18 protein-coding genes and 1 tRNA gene are annotated in these 21,363 nt (G+C 72.4%); 9 read left to right on the plus strand and 10 right to left on the minus strand.

The annotated features are described in order from the left end of the window. Position 1: 1 nt before the first annotated feature. From LRP67_RS05955 to LRP67_RS05985, 7 genes are all read left to right on the plus strand, one after another. Positions 2-1,939, plus strand: coding sequence for a dipeptide/oligopeptide/nickel ABC transporter permease/ATP-binding protein (locus LRP67_RS05955; RefSeq protein ID WP_231269272.1), 1,938 nt, complete (start codon positions 2-4; stop codon positions 1,937-1,939). Next, complete coding sequence (locus tag LRP67_RS05960; protein WP_231269273.1) at positions 1,936-2,745, plus strand: ABC transporter ATP-binding protein; 810 nt, start codon at positions 1,936-1,938, stop codon at positions 2,743-2,745. The genes LRP67_RS05955 and LRP67_RS05960 overlap by 4 nt, the downstream gene beginning before the upstream one ends. Next, a complete protein-coding gene (locus LRP67_RS05965; protein ID WP_231269274.1) occupies positions 2,742-6,050 on the plus strand; it encodes a serine hydrolase in 3,309 nt (1,102 codons plus the stop codon). The genes LRP67_RS05960 and LRP67_RS05965 overlap by 4 nt, the downstream gene beginning before the upstream one ends. Continuing rightward, positions 6,050-7,222, plus strand: a complete 1,173-nt coding sequence (locus LRP67_RS05970; RefSeq protein WP_231269275.1) for a M20 family metallopeptidase — start codon at positions 6,050-6,052, stop codon at positions 7,220-7,222. Before LRP67_RS05965 ends, LRP67_RS05970 begins: the two co-directional genes overlap by 1 nt. Before the next feature lie 32 nt (positions 7,223-7,254). After that, a complete protein-coding gene (locus tag LRP67_RS05975; protein WP_231269276.1) occupies positions 7,255-8,130 on the plus strand; it encodes a GNAT family N-acetyltransferase in 876 nt (291 codons plus the stop codon). Then, a complete protein-coding gene (gene menC, locus LRP67_RS05980; protein WP_231269277.1) occupies positions 8,127-9,233 on the plus strand; it encodes an o-succinylbenzoate synthase in 1,107 nt (368 codons plus the stop codon). Before LRP67_RS05975 ends, menC begins: the two co-directional genes overlap by 4 nt. A gap of 160 nt (positions 9,234-9,393) precedes the next feature. Then, positions 9,394-11,064 carry a helix-turn-helix domain-containing protein gene (locus LRP67_RS05985; RefSeq protein ID WP_231269278.1) on the plus strand — a complete coding sequence of 557 codons (1,671 nt, stop codon included), beginning with the start codon at positions 9,394-9,396 and terminating at the stop codon, positions 11,062-11,064. Between the two features lie 192 nt (positions 11,065-11,256). Here LRP67_RS05985 and LRP67_RS22030 read toward each other — a convergent pair whose 3' ends face one another. From LRP67_RS22030 to ureA, 6 genes are all read right to left on the minus strand, one after another. Continuing rightward, a complete protein-coding gene (locus LRP67_RS22030) occupies positions 11,257-11,553 on the minus strand; it encodes an urea transporter (RefSeq protein ID WP_374107405.1) in 297 nt (98 codons plus the stop codon). Between the two features lie 77 nt (positions 11,554-11,630). Then, positions 11,631-12,644 (minus strand): urease accessory protein UreD, encoded by a 1,014-nt coding sequence (locus LRP67_RS05990; RefSeq protein WP_231269279.1) that lies wholly within the window; start codon positions 12,642-12,644, stop codon positions 11,631-11,633. After that, positions 12,641-12,940 (minus strand): GTP-binding protein, encoded by a 300-nt coding sequence (locus LRP67_RS05995; protein WP_231269280.1) that lies wholly within the window; start codon positions 12,938-12,940, stop codon positions 12,641-12,643. The genes LRP67_RS05990 and LRP67_RS05995 overlap by 4 nt, the downstream gene beginning before the upstream one ends. 41 nt (positions 12,941-12,981) lie before the next feature. Next, a complete protein-coding gene (locus LRP67_RS06000; protein ID WP_231269281.1) occupies positions 12,982-13,677 on the minus strand; it encodes an urease accessory protein UreF in 696 nt (231 codons plus the stop codon). Between the two features lie 236 nt (positions 13,678-13,913). After that, the gene (locus LRP67_RS06005) at positions 13,914-14,807 is read right to left on the minus strand and encodes a hypothetical protein (RefSeq protein ID WP_231269282.1); all 894 of its coding nucleotides are present in this window, start codon (positions 14,805-14,807) and stop codon (positions 13,914-13,916) included. 44 nt (positions 14,808-14,851) lie between these two features. Next, the gene (gene ureA / locus LRP67_RS06010) at positions 14,852-15,157 is read right to left on the minus strand and encodes an urease subunit gamma (RefSeq protein ID WP_231269283.1); all 306 of its coding nucleotides are present in this window, start codon (positions 15,155-15,157) and stop codon (positions 14,852-14,854) included. Positions 15,158-15,744: 587 nt separating this feature from the next. Here ureA and LRP67_RS06015 point away from each other — a divergent pair. Further along, positions 15,745-16,188 (plus strand): CrcB family protein, encoded by a 444-nt coding sequence (locus LRP67_RS06015; protein WP_231269284.1) that lies wholly within the window; start codon positions 15,745-15,747, stop codon positions 16,186-16,188. Further along, positions 16,185-16,565: a fluoride efflux transporter CrcB gene (gene crcB, locus LRP67_RS06020; RefSeq protein ID WP_231269285.1), complete on the plus strand. Its 381-nt coding sequence runs from the start codon at positions 16,185-16,187 to the stop codon at positions 16,563-16,565. The genes LRP67_RS06015 and crcB overlap by 4 nt, the downstream gene beginning before the upstream one ends. Before the next feature lie 708 nt (positions 16,566-17,273). Here crcB and LRP67_RS06025 read toward each other — a convergent pair. The 4 genes from LRP67_RS06025 to LRP67_RS06040 form a co-directional block, all read right to left on the minus strand. Continuing rightward, a tRNA-Arg gene (locus LRP67_RS06025) sits at positions 17,274-17,349 on the minus strand. A 392-nt stretch (positions 17,350-17,741) separates the two neighbouring features. Next, positions 17,742-18,749: an ABC transporter ATP-binding protein gene (locus LRP67_RS06030; RefSeq protein WP_231269286.1), complete on the minus strand. Its 1,008-nt coding sequence runs from the start codon at positions 18,747-18,749 to the stop codon at positions 17,742-17,744. Beyond that, a complete protein-coding gene (locus LRP67_RS06035) occupies positions 18,739-19,791 on the minus strand; it encodes an ABC transporter ATP-binding protein (RefSeq protein WP_231269287.1) in 1,053 nt (350 codons plus the stop codon). The genes LRP67_RS06030 and LRP67_RS06035 overlap by 11 nt, the downstream gene beginning before the upstream one ends. Next, positions 19,788-21,350 carry an ABC transporter substrate-binding protein gene (locus LRP67_RS06040; RefSeq protein WP_231269288.1) on the minus strand — a complete coding sequence of 521 codons (1,563 nt, stop codon included), beginning with the start codon at positions 21,348-21,350 and terminating at the stop codon, positions 19,788-19,790. Before LRP67_RS06040 ends, LRP67_RS06035 begins: the two co-directional genes overlap by 4 nt. Positions 21,351-21,363: the final 13 nt, after the last annotated feature.

Raw genomic sequence — 21,363 nt, forward strand, 5'->3', positions numbered from 1 at the left:
CATGCGCCGCTGGCTGAGAGTGCTGCGCACTCCCTTGGGCCTGGCCGCGACCGTGCTCACGGTCGGGGTGCTGCTGCTGGCCGTCGTGGCCCCGATCCTGTGGACCGACGACGCGAACGCCGTGGACACCGGCAACATCCTGGCCGGGCCCTCCGCCGACCACTGGGCCGGCACCGACAACCTCGGGCGCGACATCTTCTTCCGCACCCTGGTGGCGACGCGGCTCTCGGTCCAGCTCGCGCTCGCGGCGACGGCGATCGCCGTGGTCGCCGGCCTGATCCTCGGCGCGGGCTCGTTCCTGCTGGGCCGCCGGGCCGGCCGGCTCGTCAGCGCCGGCATCAACATCGCCGTCGCCTTCCCGGGCATCCTGCTGGCGCTGTTCTTCGCGGTGGTGTTCGGTGTCGGCGCCACCGGTGCGGTGCTCGCCATCGGCTTCGCCGGCGCACCGACGATGGGCCGCCTCACGCAGACCCTCGTGGCCAGCGTCGCCTCCCGCGACTACGTCGCCGCGGCGCAGGTCGCCGGCGTCGGCCGGGTGCGCATCCTCCTTCGTCACGTGCTGCCCAACATCGCCGAGCCCCTCGTCGTCAACGCCACCATCGGCGCCGGCGGGGCCCTGCTCTCCTTCGCCGGGCTCTCGTTCCTCGGCCTCGGCGTTCAGCAGCCCAAGTACGACTGGGGTCGGCTGCTCTTCGACGGCGTCGGCTCCATCTACGTCAACCCGGCAGCCGCGCTCGCGCCGGGCGCGGCCGTCCTGCTGGCCGGCCTCGCGTTCAACCTGTTCGGCGAGTCCGTCGCCACGAGCCTCGGCCTGTCCACCGTCGCGGGGGTCCCGCTGCGTGCCGAGGACGAGGAGGAGGCCGGCTCCGTCGACCTCCCCGGCGAGTCCCGGCCCGAGCAGGCCGTCGACGGCGTCGAGCCCGGTCTGGTCCTCGACGTGCGCGACCTGCGGGTCACGTTCCCCGGTCCGACCGGCCCGATCCGTGCCGTCCGCGGCGTCTCCTTCTCCGTGCGCCGCGGCGAGGCCGTCGGCGTCGTGGGGGAGTCGGGGTCGGGCAAGTCGCTCACCGCGCTCGCCGTCTCCCAGCTGATCGATGACACCGGGCGGGTCGAGGCCAGCCGGCTGGAGCTGCTCGGCACCGACCTGCGTGACGGCGGCGCCCTGGCCCACCGGCACCTGCTCGGCACGTCGCTGGCGATGGTGTTCCAGGATCCGATGACGTCGTTCAACCCCACCCGACGGATGGGCAACCAGCTCGCCGAGGTCGCGCGTCACCACCAGGGCATGGACCGCAAGCAGGCCTTCGCCCGCGCGGTGGACCGCCTGCGCGCCGTGCGCATCCCCGACGCCGAGAAGCGCGCACGGCAGTACCCGCACGAGTTCTCCGGCGGCATGCGCCAGCGCGCGATGATCGGCATGGGGGTGATGGGCAACCCGGCGCTGATCGTCGCCGACGAGCCCACGACCGCGCTGGACGTGACCGTCCAGCAGCAGGTGCTCGACCTGCTCGCCTCGATCCGCGAGGCCGACGACGTCGCGCTCATCCTGATCAGCCACGACGTGACCGTCGTCGGCGAGGTCTGCGACCGGGTGCTCGTCATGTACGCCGGGAAGATCGTCGAGGACCTGCCGGCCGCCGGGCTGGCCACGGTCGCCCAGCACCCGTACACCCGCGCCCTGGTTGCTGCGGTCCCCGACATGGACACCGACCTGGACCGGCCGCTGGCCGTCGTGCCCGGTCGCCCGGTCGACCCCTCCGATGTGCCGCCGGGGTGTGCGTACGCCGCCCGCTGCCCGCTCGCCGACGCCCACTGTCGCGAGGTGGAGCCGCCGCTGGCCCCGGTCGGCGGGGGGAGCCTGGTCGCCTGCTGGCACGCGGGCGAGCCCCTCGAGCTGAGCGAGCGCACCGGCGAGCTCGTGGAGATGGAGCCCCGATGAGCGCCACCAGCGATCTGCGCTTCGAGGACGTGACGGTCTGCTACGAGGGCGCCGGCCGGTCGTTCACCGCCGTCGACGGCGTCAGCCTGACCGTGCCGGCCGGCGCCGTCGTCGGTCTGGTGGGGGAGTCCGGCTGCGGCAAGTCGACCCTCGCCCGCGCCGCGGTCGGACTGGCCCCGCTCTCCGGCGGCCGGATCCTGCTGGGCGGCGAGCCGGTGCCCCAGCGCGGTCGCCGGCGCCCGCTGCAGATGGTCTTCCAGGACCCCTACTCCTCACTCGACCCGCGGATGTCGATCGGCGAGAGCATCGCCGAGGCGATCCCACCCGGCATGTCCCGCGCCGAGCGGTCGGCCGAGGTCGAGCGCCTCCTCGAGCTCGTCCACCTCGACCCCGGGCGGTCACGAGTGCTGCCCTCGGCGCTGTCCGGCGGGCAGCGCCAGCGCGTCGCCCTGGCCCGCGCCCTGGCCGGGCAGCCCCAGGTCGTCATCGCCGACGAGATCACCTCGGCGCTGGACGTGTCAATCCAGGGCGCCGTGCTCAACCTGGTGCGCGAGCTCCAGCGCGAGCTCGGGCTCTCGATGCTGTTCATCTCCCACAACCTGGCGGTCGTGCGCTACGTCGCGAGCCATGTGGCCGTGATGTACCAGGGGCGGATCGTCGAGCAGGGCCCCGTCGCCGAGGTCCTCGTGGAGCCCCAGCACGACTACACCCGCGAGCTGCTGGCCGCGGTCCCCGGCTCCCGCGCCGCAACCTCCCCCGGCACCCCCCCCGGCCCCCGGGCCACCCCGACAAGGAGCACCTCGTGACCCGACGGATGCGCATCGACGACCTGACCGCCCTCGCGGTCCCCTCCCAGCCGGCGATCTCGCCCGACGGGACCCGCGTGGCCTACGTCGTGCGCACCCTCGACACCGAGGCGGACCGGCACGTCGACCGCCTCTGGATCGTGGGTACGGCGGACGGTGCGGGAGCGACGGGGCCCCGCGGGCTCACCGGCGGTCCGGCCGACGGCGCTCCGCGCTGGTCGCCCGACGGCTCGCGCCTGGCGTTCCTGCGTGCCCACGACGGTCCGGCCCAGATCTGGCTGCTGCCGGCCGACGGCGGCGACCCCGAGCAGGTCACCGACCTGCCGCTGGGCGCCGGCGCGCCGGTGTGGAGCCCCGACGGACTGCGGATCGCCTTCTCCGCGGCGGTGGAGCCGAGCCCGCGCGGCAACGGCCCGATCGTCTCCGAGCGCCTCGACTACCAGGCCGACGGCGCCGGCATCCACGGCGCGGTCCGCAGCCAGCTGCACGTGCTCGACCTGGCGAGCGGCGAGTGCCGCCGGGTCACCGACGGGCCGCACCACGCCGGCGAGCCGGCGTGGGCGGCCGACGGCAGCACCCTGGCCTTCACCCGTCCCGTGGGGGCGGACGCCGACCTCACCTTCCGCACGGGCGTGCACCTCCTCGACGTGGACGACGCCCGCGCGCGCCCCCGCGTCGTGGGGTTCGCCGGCGGCGTCGCCGCGACCGCGTCCTTCACCCGCGACGGCGACCTGCTGGTCATCGGCTGGCCCGGCGACCCGCGGGGCCACGCCCGACTGTTCCGCGTCCCGGTGGACGGGGGTGACCCGGTCGACCTGACCGGACACCTGGACCGCAACGTCATGCCCGGCGCGACGGCGTACCCGGGCGGGCGTCCGGTGGAGGCCTTCGGCGGAGTGCTGTTCTGCCTGCGAGACCGCGGCTGCACCCACCTGTATGTCGGCGACGGCCACGAGGCCCGTCCGGTCCTCGCCGGAGAGGGTCGCGTCGTCTCCGGACTCTCGGTCGCCGGCGGCACCGCGGCCGTGGCCCTGGCCACCCCCACGTCGTTCGGGGAGATCGTGCTGGTGGACCTGGCCTCGGGCGTGGAGCGGGTGCTCACCGACCACGGCGCCTCGCTCGCCGACATCGAGCTGTTCGAGCGGGTCCCGCGCACGTTCCGCATCTCCGACGGCACCGAGGTGCAGGGCTGGGTCGTGCGCGACCCGGCGCTGAGCGGCCCGGGGCCCCTGCTGGTCGACGTGCACGGCGGACCGCACAACGCGTGGAACGGCGCGGCCGACGAGATCCACGCCTACCACCAGGAGCTCGTCGCCAGCGGCTGGACCGTGCTGCTGGTCAACCCCCGCGGAAGCGACGGCTACGGCGAGTCGTTCTACGACGCCGTCAACGGGGCCTGGGGCGTCGCCGACGCCCAGGACGTCCTGGAGCCGGTCGACGCGCTGGTCGCGGAGGGCCTCGCCGATCCCGAGCGACTGACGGTGACCGGCTACAGCTACGGCGGCTTCATGACGTGCTACCTCACCGCGCACGACGACCGCTTCGCCGCGGCCGTAGCCGGCGGGGTGGTCAGCGACCTGGTGAGCATGTACGGCACCTGCGACGACGGCGCCCTGCTGGGCAGCGTCGAGCTGGGGGGCACCCCGTGGCAGGAGCCGGAGCGGTACGCCGCGATGTCCCCGATCACGCGCGTCGCCGACGTCCGGACCCCGACCATGATCCTGCATGGCGGCGGCGACCTGCGCTGCGACCTCGGCCAGGCCCAGCAGTGGCACACCTCGCTGCGCCAGCTCGGCGTCCCCACCCAGCTGGTCATCTACCCCGAGCAGTCCCACGAGTTCATCCTCACCGGACCCCCGAGCCACCGGCTCGACTACGCCCACCGCGTGGTCGGCTGGCTCGAGCAGCACACCCTCTCGGCGGGCCGTCCCGCGATCGACCTCGCGCACTGGGAGCGGCGCTTGGCCGAGCTCGCCGAACGCCACCATGTGCCCGGCGCCCAGCTGGGGATCCTGCGGCTCTCCCCGCAGACCGAGGACGAGTTGGTGACCGCGTCGTACGGCGTGCTCAACGTGGAGACGCAGGTCCCGACCACCGACGGCTCGCTGTTCCAGATCGGCTCGATCTCCAAGGTCTGGACGGCCACGGTCGCGATGCAGCTGGTCGACGAAGGGCTGCTGGAGCTGGACGCCCCGATCGTCGAGGTGCTGCCGGAGCTGCGCCTCACGGACCCCGACGTGACCAAGACCGTCACCCTGCGCCACCTGCTCAACCACACCAGCGGCATCGACGGGGACGTCTTCACCGACACCGGCCGCGGCGACGACTGCCTCGAGAAGTACGTCGGACTGCTCGCCGACGCCGGTCAGAACCACCCCCTCGGCGCCACCTGGTCCTACTGCAACTCCGGCTACTCGCTCGTGGGCCGGCTCATCGAGAAGGTCACCGGCGGCACCTGGGACCAGGCCATGCGCGAGCGGCTCTTCACGCCGCTCGGGCTGACCAGGACCATCACCCTGCCCGAGGAGGCGCTGCTGCACGGCGCGGCCGCCGGGCACCTCGAGCACGAGGGCGAGCAGATGGTGGCCCCGGTGTGGCAGCTGCCGCGCTCGCTGGGCCCGGCCGGGCTGATCACGGCCACGGCGGCCGACGTGCTGGCGTTCGCGCGCCTGCACCTCGAGGGCGGGGTGGCCGCCGACGGCACGCGGCTGCTCAGCGAGGACAGCGCGGCCGCGATGGCCGGCCACGAGGTCGACCTGCCCGACCGGCTCGTGCTCGGCGACTCGTGGGGCCTCGGCTGGATCCGCTTCGGCTGGGGCGAGGATCGCCTGATCGGCCACGACGGCAACACCATCGGGCAGGGCGCGTTCCTGCGGATCCTGCCCGAGCAGGGCCTCGCGGTCACGCTGCTCACCAACGGCGGCAACGCCCGCGACCTCTACCAGGACCTCTTCCGCGAGCTGTTCGCCGAGCTCGCCGGCGTCGAGATGGCCGAGCCGTTCGTGCCCCCGGCCGACGCCGAGGTCGACATCGCGCCGTACGTCGGCACCTACCGGCGCCACTCGGTCCTGATGGAGGTCTTCGTCGCCGACGACGGACCACGCCTGCGCACCACGATCAGCGGCACGATCGCGGAGATGCTGCCGGACCCGGTGGAGGAGCACCCCCTCGTGCCGGCCGGGCCCGGGCTGTTCGCGATCCGGCCGGAGGGTGTGGAGACCTGGGCGCCGGTGACGTTCTACGAGCTGCCGACCGGGGAGCGCTACCTGCATCACGGCGTCCGCGCGACGCCGCGGGTGGAGTAGTGGACGCCTTCCTGGATCCGTTCCTGGCCGACCTGCGCGAGCTCGTCGAGTGCGAGTCGCCCTCCTCCGACCACGCTGCCGTCGCCCGGTCCGCGGACGTGGTCGCCCGCGTGGGCGCCGCGCGCCTCGGCGTACCGCCGGAGCGGGTGGTGCTCGACGGCGTCACCCACCTGCGCTGGCGGCTCGGGTCCGGGCCGCGCCGGGTGCTGCTGGTGGGCCACCACGACACCGTGTGGCCGCTGGGCACGCTCGCGTCGCGGCCGTTCGCCGTCGAGGACGGCGTGCTGCGCGGCCCCGGCTGCTTCGACATGCTCACGGGCGTGGTGATGGCCTTCCACGCGCTGGCCTCCCTCGACGACGTGGACGGTGTGACCCTGCTGGTCACGGGCGACGAGGAGCTCGGCTCGCCCAGCTCGCGCGGGCTGGTGGAGGACGAGGCGCGCCAGGCGGCGGCCGCGCTGGTGCTGGAGGCGTCCGCCGACGGCGGGGCCCTCAAGACCGCCCGCAAGGGCGTCTCCCTGTACGACGTGCGGGTCACCGGCCGTGCGGCCCACGCCGGGCTCGAGCCCGAGCGGGGAGTCAACGCCACGCTCGAGCTGGCGCACCAGGCGCTGGTCGTCGCCGCGCTGGGTGACCCGGACCTGGGCACGACGGTCACCCCGACCGCCGCGCGCTCGGGCACCACGACCAACACGGTCCCGGCCGCGGCGTCGTTCTCCGTCGACGCGCGGGTCCGCACGATCGCCGAGCAGGACCGCGTCGACGCCGCGATGCGCTCGCTGCGGCCGGTGCTCGAGGGGGCCGTGGTCGAGGTGCTCGGCGGCCCCAACCGGCCGCCCCTGGAGGAGCCGCTGTCGGCCGCGCTGTTCGCGCGGGTCCGTCGCCTCGCGGCCGAGCTCGGCCTGCCCGAGCCCACCGCCGTCGCCGTCGGCGGCGCCTCCGACGGCAACTTCACCGCCGGCGTGGGCACCCCCACGCTCGACGGGCTCGGCGCGGTCGGCGGCGGCGCCCACGCCGACCACGAGCACGTCCTGGTGGAGCCCGTCGCCGGCCGGACCACGCTCCTGGCCCGCTTGGTCGCCGACCTCCTGCAGGACCAGCCGGCTCGGCCGGGCCTCGAGCCGTCTGGGGCGACGAACGACCTGCTCCGGACTGGTGGGCTGCGACCATGACGGGGCCGGAGAACCTGGCCAGCATGGGTGGGGTGAGCAACGTAACAGTGCCTCGGGCACCCGACCTCGACCTCGCCGTACAGGCGGCCGACGCCGCGGCGCTGGCCGCCCGGGTCTCCGTGCGGGAGGTGGTGGACCTGGCCGAGCTGGGCGAGGTCGTGGCCCTGTTCGCGACGATCTGGGGACGCGATGCCAACCCGCCGGTCACCCTGGAGCTGCTGCGCGCCTTCACCAAGGCCGGCAACTACGTAGGGGGCGCGTTCGAGGACGGCCGGCTCGTCGGCGCCTGCGTGGGCTTCTTCCACGCCCCGGCCGAGGACGCGCTGCACAGCCACATCGCCGGTGTGTCGTCGGCGGCGACCGGCCGCAGCGTCGGCTTCGCGCTCAAGCTGCACCAGCGCTCGTGGGCGCTGCTGCGTGGCGTGTCCGAGATCGCCTGGACCTTCGACCCGCTGGTGAGCCGCAACGCGCACTTCAACCTGGTCAAGCTGGGCGCCCTGCCCGTGGAGTACCTGCCGAACTTCTACGGCGCCATGCCCGACCGCCTCAACGGCGCCGACGACTCCGACCGGCTGCTGGTGCGGTGGCCACTGCGCGCCGCCGTCGTCCAGGCCGCCGCGACGGGGGACGGCCCCCGCCCCGTCGTCGGACCCGACGCCGTCGTCGCGCTGGGCGTCGGTCCCGACGGGCTGCCGGCCCGGGGCCGGCTCGACGGCACCACCTCGCTGGTCGCGGTCCCCGCCGACGTGGAGGACCTGCGCCGCAGCGACCCCCGGGCCGCGCAGGAGTGGCGCCGGGCGGTCCGCGACGTACTCACCGAGCTGGCTGCGGGCGGCGCCCGCATCACCGGCTTCGACCGCACGGGCGGCTACGTCGTCCGCCGTACCTCCGAAGGAGTCTCCTCATGAAGCTGGCCGGCGTCGAGCTGCGCTGGGTGTCGATGCCGCTGGTGTCGCCGTTCCGGACGTCGTTCTCCACCCAGACCACCCGGGACCTGCTGCTGCTGAGGGTCGTGACCGACGAGTCCGAGGGCTGGGGCGAGTGCGTCGCGATGGCCTCGCCGCTGTACTCCGAGGAGTACATCGAGGGTGCCGCCGACGCGCTGCGCCGCTTCCTGGTGCCGGCCCTGGCCGCGGCCGGCCCGCTCGACGCGTCGCTGGTCGCCCAGGTCCTCGGTCCCTTCCACGGGCACCGCATGGCCAAGGCCGCACTCGAGATGGGGGTCCTCGACGCCGAGCTGCGCGCGGAGGGGCGCCCGCTCTCCCGTGAGCTCGGCGCCGTGCACGACCGGGTGCCGTGCGGCGTCTCGGTCGGCATCATGGACGACCTCGGCCAGCTGCTGGACGCCGTCGGCGGCTACCTCGACGAGGGCTACGTCCGGATCAAGCTGAAGATCGAGCCCGGCTGGGACGTCGAGCCGGTGCGCGCCGTACGCGAGCGGTTCGGCGACGACGTGCTGCTCCAGGTGGACGCCAACACCGCCTACACCCTGTCGGACGCGCGCCACCTCGCGCGCCTCGACCCCTTCGACCTGCTCCTCATCGAGCAGCCGCTGCCCGAGGACGATCTCTTCGGTCACGCGGACCTCGCCCGGTTGATCACCACCCCGGTCTGCCTGGACGAGTCGATCACCTCCGCACGGACGGCAGCGGCCGCGATCCGGCTCGGCGCCTGCTCGGTGGTCAACATCAAGCCCGGGCGGGTCGGCGGCTACCTCGAGGCGCGGCGGATCCACGACCTGTGCGTGGCCCACAGCGTGCCCGTGTGGTGCGGCGGGATGCTCGAGACCGGCCTGGGACGCGCTGCCAACGTCGCCCTCGCCGCCCTGCCCGGGTTCACCATGCCGGGCGACACGTCGGCCTCCGGCCGCTACTACGCCACCGACGTCACCGCGCCGTTCGTCCTCGTCGACGGCCACCTCCCCGTGCCCACCGGCCCCGGCCTCGGTGTCGACCCCCTCCCCGACGCCCTCGCCGCCGTCACCACCCACACCGAGTGGCTCCCCGCCTGAGGCACCGCTGACCCGTCACCAACTCACGCCGTTCCCCCCTGGCCCGTCAGAAAGTCTCTGACGGGTCAGGGGGGCGGGTGGTGGGGGCGGCCAAACACTGGGGCAGATCTTGTGCGCGGGGACGAAGTAGGGTGAGCCAGACCTTCCTACCGTCAGGGTGGTGATCCCCGCCGTGAACCTGCGCCCGCGCGCCAGCCTGGGACGTGTCCTGGACGACCTGGGCGCCACCCTGCTCGACCTGGCGGCCGGTGATGCCGAGGGCACCCAGGAGATCGGCGGCGTGGTGATCCACGACCCGTTGGACATGCCGCTGCTGCCGGCGGGGGCGCTGGTGCTCGGGGTCGGTGTCGACGAGCCGGACCGGGTCGTGGCACTGCTGCGCGCGCTAGGCCGGGAGGGGGCCGCCGGCCTGGTGTTGCGGGGGCCGGTGCAGGTCACCCCCGAGGTCCGTACGGCGGTCGAGGAGTCGGGCGTGACCCTGCTCGGCCTCAGTCGTGGCGCCCCGTGGGCGCACCTGGCGGCCATGCTCCGCTCGCTGCTCGCCGAGGGCGACGTCGGGGTGGCCGAGCCCGAGTCGATGGGCGGACTCCCGTCGGGGGACCTCTTCGCCGTGGCCAATGCCATCTCCTCGCTGCTGGACGCCCCCATCACGATCGAGGACCGCAGCTCCCGGGTCCTGGCCTTCTCCGGTCGTCAGGACGAGGCCGACCCGTCGCGCGTCGAGACGATCCTGGGCCGCCAGGTCCCCGAGCGCTACGCGCGGGTCCTGTCCGAGCGCGGCGTCTTCCGCGACCTGCATCGCAGCGACAAGCCGGTCTTCATCACGCCGATCCCGATGGAGGGCAACACCTTCACGCGGCCGCGCGTCGCGGTCGCGGTGCGCGCCGGCGACGAGGTGCTCGGCTCGATCTGGGCCGCCGTGCCCGGGCCGCTGAGCGACGAGCGCACCGAGGCGCTCTGCGATGCCGCCAAGCTCGTGGCGCTGCACCTGCTGCGCGTCCGGGCCGGCGCCGACGTACAGCGCCGGCTGCGCGCCGACCTGCTCAGCTCGGCGCTGGAGGGTGGGGCCGGTGCGCGCGAGGCGCTCGACCGCCTCGGCCTCGGCGCCCAGCCGCTGATGGTGCTCGGCGTGGCCGTCACCGGCTCCGATGTCGGGGACGGCGCGGACGGCGACGCGGTGGTCGCTCACGAGCGGGAGCGGCTGAGCGACGCCTTCGCCATGCACCTCAGCGCGGTGCACCCCAAGTCGGCCGCCGCCCTGATCGGTGGGGTGGCCTACGGGCTGGTGCCGGTCCCCGGAAGCGCCGACGGGGCCGAGGAGCGCGCCTCGCGCATCGCGCAGGAGTTCCTGGACCGCGTGGGGGACCGCCGCAACGCCGTCGTCGGCATCGGCCCGATCGCGGGCGACGTCGGCGAGCTGGCGCACTCACGCTCCAGCGTCGACCGCGCCCTGCGCGTCCTGCGCGACGGCGGCGGGCGCCGCGTCGCGCGCCTGAGCGACATCCACGTCGAGGCCCTGATGCTCGAGATGCGCGACCTTGTGGCGGCGCGCGGCGACCGGCCCGAGGGGGCGCTGGCGCGCCTGATGGCGTACGACGCCCAGCATCACGCGAACCTCGTGGAGACCCTGCAGGCGTGGCTGGAGGCCTTCGGCGACGTCGTGGCGGCGTCCGAGCGGCTCTACGTCCACCCCAACACCTTCCGCTACCGGCTGCGCCGGCTCATGGAGGTCGGGGAGATGGACCTCTCCGAGCCCGACGTCCGCTTCGGGGCACTGCTGCAGCTGCGCCTGCTGCCGCCGGCGACCACGTCCCGCACGCCGGCGGAGTGACCCGGTGCTGACGGGCGCGAGACGCCCGCTCAGCACCCGCGCGAGAGCCGGGTGCTGCGGGCCCGGCGGCGCCCCCAGCAGCACGCACTGGCCGCTCGCCACCGAGAGGTCGTCGAGCTGGAGCAGGGCGGTACGGCGACCCCGCACCCGGACCCCCTCGAGCTCCAGCTGCAGGTCAGCACGGGCCCGCACTCACGGCCGCCTCAGCGCGGGGACGAAGGCCGCGACGACGAGCAGCACCCACGTCGTCAGGATGTAGACCCACGGGTACGTAGAGCTGGTCAGGAAGACGACGGACAGCGCGATTGCGGTCAGGACGCCCGAGTAGCCGGAGAGCCCTCGTTGATGGTCTCGGAGGTTTCGCCGAGCGCGGGCGCGGGCCAGGCCACCCGCGACGGTGGCGGGACAGGACCAGCCCTGGTCGCCGAGCGCGGTGAAGGCCGCGGCTCCGATGAGTGCCGTTGAACCGCTGCATGCCGAGCTCCAGATCGTCGGCGCCGGAGCGCATCAGCCAGCTGTTCGGCGGGGCCGCGGCGTGGGTCGTCGACATGGTCGGCTCCTGGCGGTCAGTTCTTGCGGATCCTCGGGGAACTGCCGTCGGTGAGCAGGGCACGTACGGCCTGCCACGCCGTCGTGAGGGCGTGCACCATCGTCTGAGTGTCGTCTCCCAGCAGCCGCACCCAGACGCCGGCGTCGCACGGCAGCGTGCTGACGCCCAGGACGAGGCCGTCCGCAGCGAAGGGGCTCAGGACCCGGTGCAGCAGGTCGCCGATCTCGGCGGCTCCGGCGCGCTCGGTGAGCACGTAGAGCATGGAGAGCACGTCGCGGTCGTCGAGCACGGCCAGGCCGCCGGTGGCGCCGGCGATTGGGGTCAGTCGCACCCGGTCCAGAGCCACGACCGATCCGTCGGGGCGGCACACATCGAGGTCGGAGGCGAGCGCGGAGTACTCGTGGTGCTCGCCGCGCGCGAGCCGCCCCGCCACGAAGGTCTCGCCGAGGACGAGCGTGGCCGAGGAGGGCAGCGAGACGCGGGTCTGCTGGTAGAACCGAGCCTCGGCGAAGGCGATGACCGGGTCGGGCAGGTACTCCACGTAGGCATCGGCTCCCAGGGCGATGTTCGTCTGGGCGACCGCGTAGTCGTGCTCCATCCGCAGCACCTTCGTGTACGCCGCGGTCACGTGGGCCGAGGTGCCGTCCCCGAAGGTCAGATCCGTGCGCAGGCGGTCGCCCTGCATGACCCCCGCGCCGGTCGAGAGCAGGTACGTGTAGGGCATGTCGGGGCGCGCCGGGTCGTAGTAGTGGGGATGCATGATCTGCAGCGGCGACTTCTCGTAGTGCCCGACTAGCTCGGTCGCCCGTCCGGTGAGCGCGAACTCGAGGTCCAGCAGCCCGACCTTGCCCGGGCTGCCGGTGGGCAGGGTGTCCAGCGGGCCGGCGTGGCGCGCCACCTCCGGCGGCACCCGCGCGGGCTCGTAGTAGCGGGGGTCGAGACGGTGCCCGCCGTAGCGGGGCTCCGGCGTCGGCGGCTCGGGCGGGACGGGGGTGGTGTCCGCCATGTCACGGGCGGTGGCGAGGGTCATCGGGTCAGCGCCCTCGGTCGCACTGCCCAGGAGCCGAGCAGGAGGTCCTGCAGCTCGTCGACGCCCTCGCTCGTGAGTGAGTTGGTGAGGATCACCGGCTTGCCGTCTCGGACCGGGATCGCGTCGGACTCTGTGACCGCCGCGTTCGTCCGGAGATACCGGGTGTCGATGTCGTTGGTGATCACGGCGGGCTGCCGCCCCGTGGCGAGCAGCCGCGGCACGAGGGCCTCCGTCAGGGCGGTCTTGCCGGAGCCCACCGGGCCGCCGATCCCGATGCGCAGCACGTTCTCTTTCATTCATCCACCTCGTCGTCGTTGGGTCGTGGCCGGGCGCTGGCTCAGCTCGCGAAGAGCCGACCCTGCGCCCGCTCGTGCTGGGCGGACATCACGTCTGCCATCGGCACACAGCCGCCCAGGTCCTCCAGTGGTCGTCGGGCTGCTTCCTCGGTCACCTCGGCGATGGTCGGGCCGACGGCGTGCAGCACCACTTGCACGTCGCGGCGGTCGAGCAGGCGCAACCGCAGCGCCGCACCGAGGAAGCTCACGGAGAACGCCGACAGGTCGGAGGCGACCGCCTGCTGGATCGGCACTCCGGCACTCGCGTAGGCCACGGCGGTCGCGACCGCCTGGCAGCCCGGCGTCTCCTCGGCCGTGACCATCCGGTGCCACTCGTAGAGCGGGGGCCCGCTCATCGCCTCGAGCGCCACATCGGTGATCTGGTGTCCGCTGCGCACGCTGGCTCGGCGCATCTCGGCATTGAGCTTGGCGGCGAACAGGGTGTGGTCGATGAGGCACACCCGCGCCCAGTCGCCCGCCTGGATCGCGTCGTGGGCGCGGGCGAGCGCCGTGGCGTCGCCCGGCCCCAGCGAGTGGAGCAGGAGGCCCTTCAGGAGCCCCTCGACCCCGCCCCGGTCGACGGCGTGGGCCTGGGCATAGCCCTCCAGCCCGTGCGACATCGTGGAGAACCCGCTGGGGAAGGCGGAGTCCGAGAGCTGCAGGCTGACCAGCAGGTCGGGGATGGGGATCGTGGTCATCGAGACCTCGGGCCAGGAAGAAGGGCTGGTTCATCGGCAGGGACTGCGACGGCAGCGAGGCCCTCCGGTCGCCCATGTGGCCCCAGGTGATGAACCCGCCTTTGATCACCAGTCGCGGCTTGACCGCGTAGGAGTCGATCGGCCAGAGCACCGGCTGGGTCGTGGTGGTGATCCTTGCGGCTGCCAGGCATGAGTGGGTCCCTTCGTCGTGGGCCACGCGCGTGACCCGCCCTCGGTCAATGGGGGGAGGAGAGGTGCTCGGTGGGGGAGGGCTCGCGACCTTCGCGGTGGCGTGTCTCGGCCCGCGCCGCTGGAGTGCGACCCGCGGTCGTGGGCTCGGCGACGGTCGAGGGGTGGGAGTGGGAATGAGCAGCCGGGGGGTGGGGAGGGGCGTGGGCAACCTCGCCCTCCCGCGCGTTCGGGTGGGCATAGCCGTGCCCGTGGTCGGCGAGCAGCCCGGCCGTGATGCCGTCGTCGCCGTGAGCCAGGTCGTGGCACGCCTCGCGCGTACGGCGCCCCACGACGTCGACCACCGCCTGGGGGGACAGTAGAGGCCCGAAGAAGGACACGCGCCCGGCCGGCAGAGCAACGGGTGCGAACCGCGCGAAGCCGGCCGGCACCACGATGACCTCGTCGCTGCCGAGCAGCCGTGCCCGTTGTACGGCAGAGGCGAGGTCGGCGGCGTTGCTCAGGCAGGCGGGCTCCACCGGCACGCCGGCACCGTGGGCTCCCACGAGGTGAGCGACACGGTGCAGGTCCGCGTCGTCGAACGGGTTGGCGGCGGCGGCGGCGAGCAGCAGTCCCGCTCCCGGGCGATCCCGCGCGGTCTCGATGGCGGCCCGTCGCAGCCAGGTGACGAGATGATCCTGGGTGCCGAAGTCGGCACAGAGCGCCAGCCGGCCGGCCCCTGCCCCACCGGCAAGCCACCTCAGGGTCTTCGCCGTATCCGCCACCATGCCCGGGTCTCGCCCCCACGTCATCGGGAGAACGGCCACCACGGAGCCGCCCGCGGCGAGTTCCGTCACGACGGCGTCGTGCAGCGCTCGACCCGGCCGGGTCACCAGCGCGGAGGGCAGCGCCTGCAGGAGCGGTAGGAGGTCGGCCCCATTGGCGCTCTCATGACCGCCCACGAGGATCGTAGTCGTCGCGTGCTGTCCTCCTGGGGGGAGCATGGTCACGCCGCCACGGGATCGTGGCAGGAGACGAGCTTGCTGCCGTCGACGAAGGTCGCCTCGACTTGCAGCAGGGCTAGCCGAAGCCGCACGCCGGGCATGCTCCCGAGCTCGCAGACGACATGCTTGCCCAGCTCCATGCACTCGGCCGCAGACCTGACGTCGCGCGCGGCCTCGAGGATGGCTTCGGGGATAAGCGCCTCCGCCTCGCTCAACTTGAGCTTGGTGCCGCGATCGCGCCGGCGACGCGCGAGGTCTGCGACCTGGTCGATGAGGAGCTTGTCGATCTCGCGGGGGGCCAGGTTCATGGCGTCGACGACCTTCTGCTGGGGAAATGGGTCCGGCTACCGGTCTAGTTGCCTTCCGATGGCGTCAGCAGAGCCACCAGGCCCGGATTCAGAGAGTCACGAGCCTCTATTCACAAGCAGTTCGACATGTGGTAATGGGAGGCGTGCCGTACCCCCGGGCCCGCGACCATGTCCAGGACCGCACCCAGACCCCCTCTCCCAGCGGGACCTGGTCACACCGGGCGCGGCCCGGGGCGTACGCCTGACGGGTCAGGAGGGGCCCGGTCTGGCTCCTGCTCGGGGCCTGTTCCCCGGCGCCACGCTCGTGGACCTCTTCCGGACGCTGAGAGCCTCTACCTCGACCCGCCACTCCATGCACCCACCTCGGTCCCGCTGCGCCACTCGTCCGGGACGCGGGCGGGCAATGGGGGCGTCGAGGACCAGCGACGGTGCTGCTGACCCTCACCGGTGCACACCCATGTGCGCGTCATCGCACGCAGCATGCTGTCATGGCGGGTGTCGGCCTCGAGGACCACTCACCAGCGCCGTGGCGGAGGGCCCTCCGCCGAGCAACGGCTCGTCACGGTCAGCGGCCACGGGGAGGCACGGTGAGCACAAGCAGACCGGCCTACCTGCGTGCCTCCTCCATCGGACTGGTGCTGGTGGGTGGCGGTGTGGGCGCCGGCACCCAGGAAGGGCTCTCGCTCGCCGTCTCCGACCTGGACGGCGTCCCGGTGGTGGTTCCGGTGGTCAACCTGGTGGGCGCCTTCCTGCTGGGCTACCTCTACGAGGCGTTGACCCGCCGGGATCCCGGGCCCCTGACCACCGCGCGCCTGAAGCTCCTGCTCGGCACCGGCTTCTGTGGCGGGCTGACCACCTACAGCTCCCTGGCGACGGACACGGCGGTGCTGCTCGACGACGAGCGGCTCGCGGTGGGGCTGCTCTACGCCCTTCTCACGGTCTCGCTGGGCGCCGCGGCGACCATCGCCGGGATCGTCGCCGGCTCTCGGAGCCCACGTCGCGGCGACCAGCCGCCGGGGGAGGCGCCATGACCGCCGGGCTGTTCCTCCTCCTGGTCCTCGGGGGCGGGGTGGGTGCCGCGCTGCGCTACGTGGCGGACGGCGCGATCAAGGCGCGCACCCACGACTCGTGGTTCCCCTGGTCCACCGCCATCATCAACCTCACCGGCTCTCTTGCGCTCGGGTTCCTCACCGGCCTGGTCGTCAGCCGCATCGCGGACACTGACGTGAGCGCCGTGGTGGGGACCGGCCTGCTGGGGGGCTACACCACCTTCAGCACGGCCAGCTACGAGACGGTCCAGATGGCGCGCGAGGGGCGCATGGCCCACGCGTTCGTCTACGGGTTCGGCGTGCTCGTGGCCGGTGTCGGCCTGGCCTTGGCGGGCTACCTGTCGGGGTCGCGGGTCTAGGGCGACACGTGACAAAGGGGGGATGGCTCCTTGTGCTCGGAGGCGATGGTCGAGGCCGGCATGGTCGGGGTCAACCGCGGCATGGTCTCGCTCCTTCAGTGCGCTTCGGCGGGTTTCGGCGCGGTCACAGAGCGGCCTGGGGCGCGAGGGCGCCCGCGACGGCATCCGGAAGTTCACCGAGCCCCAGTCCCTGATCGTCGATGGGGTCGACTGAGGTACAGCCTCACTCAGCTCCCGCATCTCGGGAGTGTCAGACCGAACGCAAGGCGCAGGTCGTCGAACGCGACCGCCTCTACGACGAGCGCGCCAAGCTGCTCCAGGCCCACTAACGAGGGGCCGTGCCACTGGACCTGCTCAAGACCGAGCAGGACCGCATCGCGCGTCAGATCGCGTTCCTCGACTCACGCACCGAGGCCAGCGAGATCGACTACGACCAAGCCCGCGCCCACCTCGATGACTGCCTAGCCCTGGCAGGCAACGCCCACGCGATCTACGTGAGCATCGACGACTCACTACGCCGCATCGCCAACCAAGTCCTTCTTCGACCGCTCACCGTCACCGACGACGACGCCATCGACGCCGAACCTGGAGTGCCCTTCGGCACCCTGTTCAACCCCGAAGTCCCGGCCACCGCCCTCGCCCGCCAGACAGCAGGCGGAAACGGGACGGTTCAAACCGGAAACGTCGCTGGTTCGTACAACGACGCTCTGGTGCCCCAGGCAGGAGTCGAACCTGCGACCTTTCGCTTAGGAGGCGGCTGCTCTATCCGCTGAGCTACTGGGGCGTGCCATGTGCACATTCGTGCTGAGAGCGTCCACTGACGCTAGTCATTTTGTCAGTCATCACTGGACTCGACGAACTCAGCCCCCGGGCCGTGTCTGACTGAGTCGGCGCTCGGGGCTCTTCGCGGATGTGAGGGCAGCACGAGCGCGCGTTGCCCGGGGGCGCGGATACTCCGGCGTGGCTGCTCCAATTCGTGAGAGCGCGAAGTGTGGTCTACCCGCGGCGGAGCGGGCCTACCCGCAGCGACGGGCGCCATCGACGGCATCTCCGCCGCCCGGTGCTGCGGCGGCGGCTTGCGGGGTCGCCGGGTGCTGCGGGCGCCGGTGTGGACGGCCAGCGCCGCCCGGCGGTCGAGGACCCGGGCCCGCCGCCGATGGGTCGTCCGAGACGCGACTACTCCGCCGCCGCGGACTCCTCGCCTACCTCGAGAGGGAAGTGGCAGGCGACGTACTGGCCGGGTCGGACCTCGCGGACCACCGGCTCCTCCTGCACGCAGAGGTCCTGCGCCTTCGGGCACCGCGACTGGAACCTGCAGCCCTCGGGCGGGCTGAGTGGCGAGGGCATGTCGCCCTTCAGCGCCGGCCCCGCGAAGCCCTTGTCGGGATCGGTGAGCGGCACCGAGTCCAGCAGCGCCCGCGTGTACGGGTGGGCCGGGTTGTCGTAGACCTCCACGGAGTCGCCGTACTCGCAGACCTTCCCGAGGTACATCACCAGGACGTTGTCGCTGACGGTCCGCACCACGCCGAGGTCGTGGGCGATGAAGACGATCGTCAGGTTGAACTCCTGCTTCAGCTCCTCGAGCAGGTTGAGGATCTGCGCCTGCACCGACACGTCCAGGGCGGAGACCGGCTCGTCGCAGATCAGCAGCCGCGGACTCAGTGCGAGCGCGCGAGCGATCGCGACTCGCTGCGCCTGCCCCCCGGACAGCTGGCGCGGCAGCATGGCCGGGAAGCGCTCGTCGGCCAGACCGACCTGCGCCAGCATGTCCTCGGACATCTTGGTGCGAGCGGACTCGGGTTCCCCCTCGATCGTCATCCCCTCGACGACGATCTCCTTGACCGAGCGCCGCGGGTTCAGCGAGGCGACCGGGTCCTGGAAGATCATCTGCATGTCGCGGCGCAGCTTGCGCATCCGCTTCTCGGGGATGGCCTCGATCCAGTCCTCGCCGTAGCGGATCCGCCCGCCGGCGATCGGGTCGAGACGCAGCACGGCCCGACCGGTGGTGGACTTCCCGCACCCCGACTCACCGACGATGCCGAGCGTCTCGCCCTGCTCGACATCGAAGCTGATGCCGGCGACGGCCTTGAACGAGCCTCCCTTGGTGTGGTATTCGACTTCGAGGTCCTCGACCCGCAGGAGCGTGCCTTCACCTCGAAGATGGGCGGTTCCGCTACCGGCCAACGAGATCACCCACCATCGATGAGGCGTCCGAGGACGCGCGGTTGAGGCAGGCCACGTCGTGGTCGCTGCCGACGGACTCCATGACCGGTCCCGGATCGGTGCAGGCATCCAGCGCGTACTCGCACCGAGGGGCGAACCGGCACCCGGGGGGCAGGTTCGTCGGAGGCGGCAACGAGCCGGAGATCAACCGCAGCGGGGTGTGCCGCTGATGGTCGATGGTCGGCGTCGCCCCCAGCAGCGCGTGCGTGTAGCGGTGCTGGGGTGCGTCGAAGACCTGCCGGGTCGAGCCGATCTCGGCGAGCTTGCCCGCGTACATGACCGAGACCCGGTCGGTGCGTCCGGCCACCACTGCCAGGTCATGGCTGATCAGCATCAGCGACATGCCTCGCTCCACCTGGACCCGGCGGAGCAGATCGAGGATCTGGCGCTGGATGGTGACGTCGAGCGCGGTGGTCGGCTCGTCGGCGATGAGGAGATCCGGCTCGCACGCCAGCGCGGTCGCGATCATCACCCGCTGACGCATCCCGCCGGACAGCTCGTGCGGGTAGTTGCGCAGCCGGCGCTCCGGGTCGGGCACGCCGACCTCCTTGAGGAGGTCGAGGGCCCGACCGTGGGCCTCGGACTTGCTCACCCCGAGATGGCGACGCATCCCTTCGGTGAGCTGGCGCTCCACGCGCACGACCGGGTTCAGGGACCGGCCGGGGTCCTGGAAGACCATCGCGATCTGCTTGCCCCAGACCTCCTCCAGCTCCTTGCGACCGAGGGTCAGCAGGTCCCGCCCCTGGAAGAGGACCTCCCCCGACCGCCCCGAGCGGGGTGGCATCAGGCCCATGATGGCGCGGGCCATCACGGACTTGCCGGATCCGGACTCGCCGACGACGCCGAGGGCCTGCGAGCGGCCGACGTCGAGACTGACGCCGTCCACCGCACGCACCACCCCGCGGACGGAGCCGATGTGAGCATGAAGGTTGCGAACCCGAAGCAGGGGCGCGTCGCTGATCACCTCCTGACCCGCCCCGCGCTCGGGCTGGACGCCGGTCACTCCTCGATCCACAGGGTGTCGGGGAGCAGCGAGCCGAAGCCGTACTGCTGGAGTCCGCCGACCTTGGAGTTGGCGATAACACCCATGGCGGCCCGGGTGTACATGATCATCGGCTTCAGCTCTGCGAACCGCTCCTGGACGATGCGGTAGTGCGCCCGCCGGTCCTCGTCGGTCGTCGCGGTCCGAGCGTCCGTCAGCGCCTTGTCGAGCTCCGGGTCGTTGATCCCGCTGTGGTTTCTCTGGGACTTGCTGAAGAGAGTCATCCAAAAGCGATTCTCACCCATGGAGCTCATGATGACGTCGTAGTCGTGGTCGCGGGCGAGCGTTGCGTACTGGGCCATGTCGATCGTCTCCGACTCCACGGTCACGTTGTCGTAGGCGCTCAGCTGGGTCTGGATGCTCGAGATGAGGACCTGCGATGCGGGGCTGAACGCGATGATGGTGAACTTCACCGGCTTGCCCTCGGCCTCCAGCTCGTCGAACAGCTTCCGGGCCTCGTCGGGGTTGTGCTCGTGGATCGGGATGTCCTCGAAGAACGGCGAGTCCTCGGTGAACAGATGGGTGGGAACCTGCCCAGTGCCGTTGTTGACGGCGTCGTCGACAAGCTCAAGGTCGATCGCCGCCGACAGAGCAGCCCGCGCCCGCACGTCGTCGAACGGGGGGCGCCGGGTGTTGAGGACCAGGCCGACGCCGCCGCCCTCCTGGTGGTTCAGCATCTGCAGACCCTCGTTCTGGGCCTTGTCGAGGTTGAGCCACGAGCTTTCCGTGGTCAGGTCCGCGCCGCCGCTGATCAGGTTGTTGATCCGCTGCTCGGGGTCAGTGATCGTGCGGATGTCGATCGCGTCGAGGTAGGGCCTCGGGGCGTCGTAGTAGTTCTCGTTGCGGACCAGCTTGATGACGTCCTGGCGCCGCCACTCCGCCAGGACGAACGGCCCGGCTCCGATCGGGTTGGCATCGACCTCGGCCTGACCTGCCTTGATCGTCGCGGGCTTGCCGATCCAGTTGAGAGCCGTCTCCCGGATCAGCGCGGGGAACTGCGCGTCGGGGGAGACCAGGGTGATGTCGACGGTCAGGTCGTCGACGACCTCGACGGCGGTGATGGTCAGCGAATCGGTCAGGTAGCCCGACGCGACTGCGGGGTCGCCCATGTGCTCCCAGTTGAACTTGATGTCCTCGGACTTCATCGGGGTGCCGTCGGAGTACGTGATCCCGTCTCGCAGCTTCAGCGTCCACGTCAGGCCGTTGTCCGAGGTCTCCAGCGACTCGGCCATGCGGGGCACGGTCTCGTTCGTCTCGAGGTCGTTGAGGATGAGCTGGCCGTACAGGGCGTTGCCCAGGATCGACTGGCCGCTCACGTTGTTATGGAGCACGACGGGATCGAGGCTCCGCGGGTCGGCGGGCTGGATGACCGTCGCGGTGCCGCCCTGGACGGGCTCTCCGCTGGGGCCGTCGGCCGAGCCGCCGCCGCCGCCGCCGCTGCCGCTGCCGCCGCATGCGCTCAGAACGAGGCCGCAGGCCAGAGCGGCTGCGGTCGCGCGGGCGAGTTTTCTCACGGACATGTTGAACCTTTCC

It is taken from the genome of Nocardioides sp. cx-169 (genome assembly GCF_021083605.1).
GTDB lineage: Bacteria > Actinomycetota > Actinomycetes > Propionibacteriales > Nocardioidaceae > Nocardioides.

Coding starts and splice junctions, on each gene's coding strand:
- crcB (WP_231269285.1), top strand. CDS start 16,185: ATGACCGCCGGGCTGTTCCTCCTCCTGGTCCTCGGGGGCGGGGTGGGT.
- LRP67_RS05955 (WP_231269272.1), top strand. CDS start 2: ATGCGCCGCTGGCTGAGAGTGCTGCGCACTCCCTTGGGCCTGGCCGCG.
- menC (WP_231269277.1), top strand. CDS start 8,127: ATGAAGCTGGCCGGCGTCGAGCTGCGCTGGGTGTCGATGCCGCTGGTG.
- LRP67_RS05990 (WP_231269279.1), bottom strand. CDS start 12,644: ATGACCCTCGCCACCGCCCGTGACATGGCGGACACCACCCCCGTCCCG.
- LRP67_RS06000 (WP_231269281.1), bottom strand. CDS start 13,677: ATGACCACGATCCCCATCCCCGACCTGCTGGTCAGCCTGCAGCTCTCG.
- LRP67_RS05995 (WP_231269280.1), bottom strand. CDS start 12,940: ATGAAAGAGAACGTGCTGCGCATCGGGATCGGCGGCCCGGTGGGCTCC.
- ureA (WP_231269283.1), bottom strand. CDS start 15,157: ATGAACCTGGCCCCCCGCGAGATCGACAAGCTCCTCATCGACCAGGTC.
- LRP67_RS06040 (WP_231269288.1), bottom strand. CDS start 21,350: ATGTCCGTGAGAAAACTCGCCCGCGCGACCGCAGCCGCTCTGGCCTGC.
- LRP67_RS05960 (WP_231269273.1), top strand. CDS start 1,936: ATGAGCGCCACCAGCGATCTGCGCTTCGAGGACGTGACGGTCTGCTAC.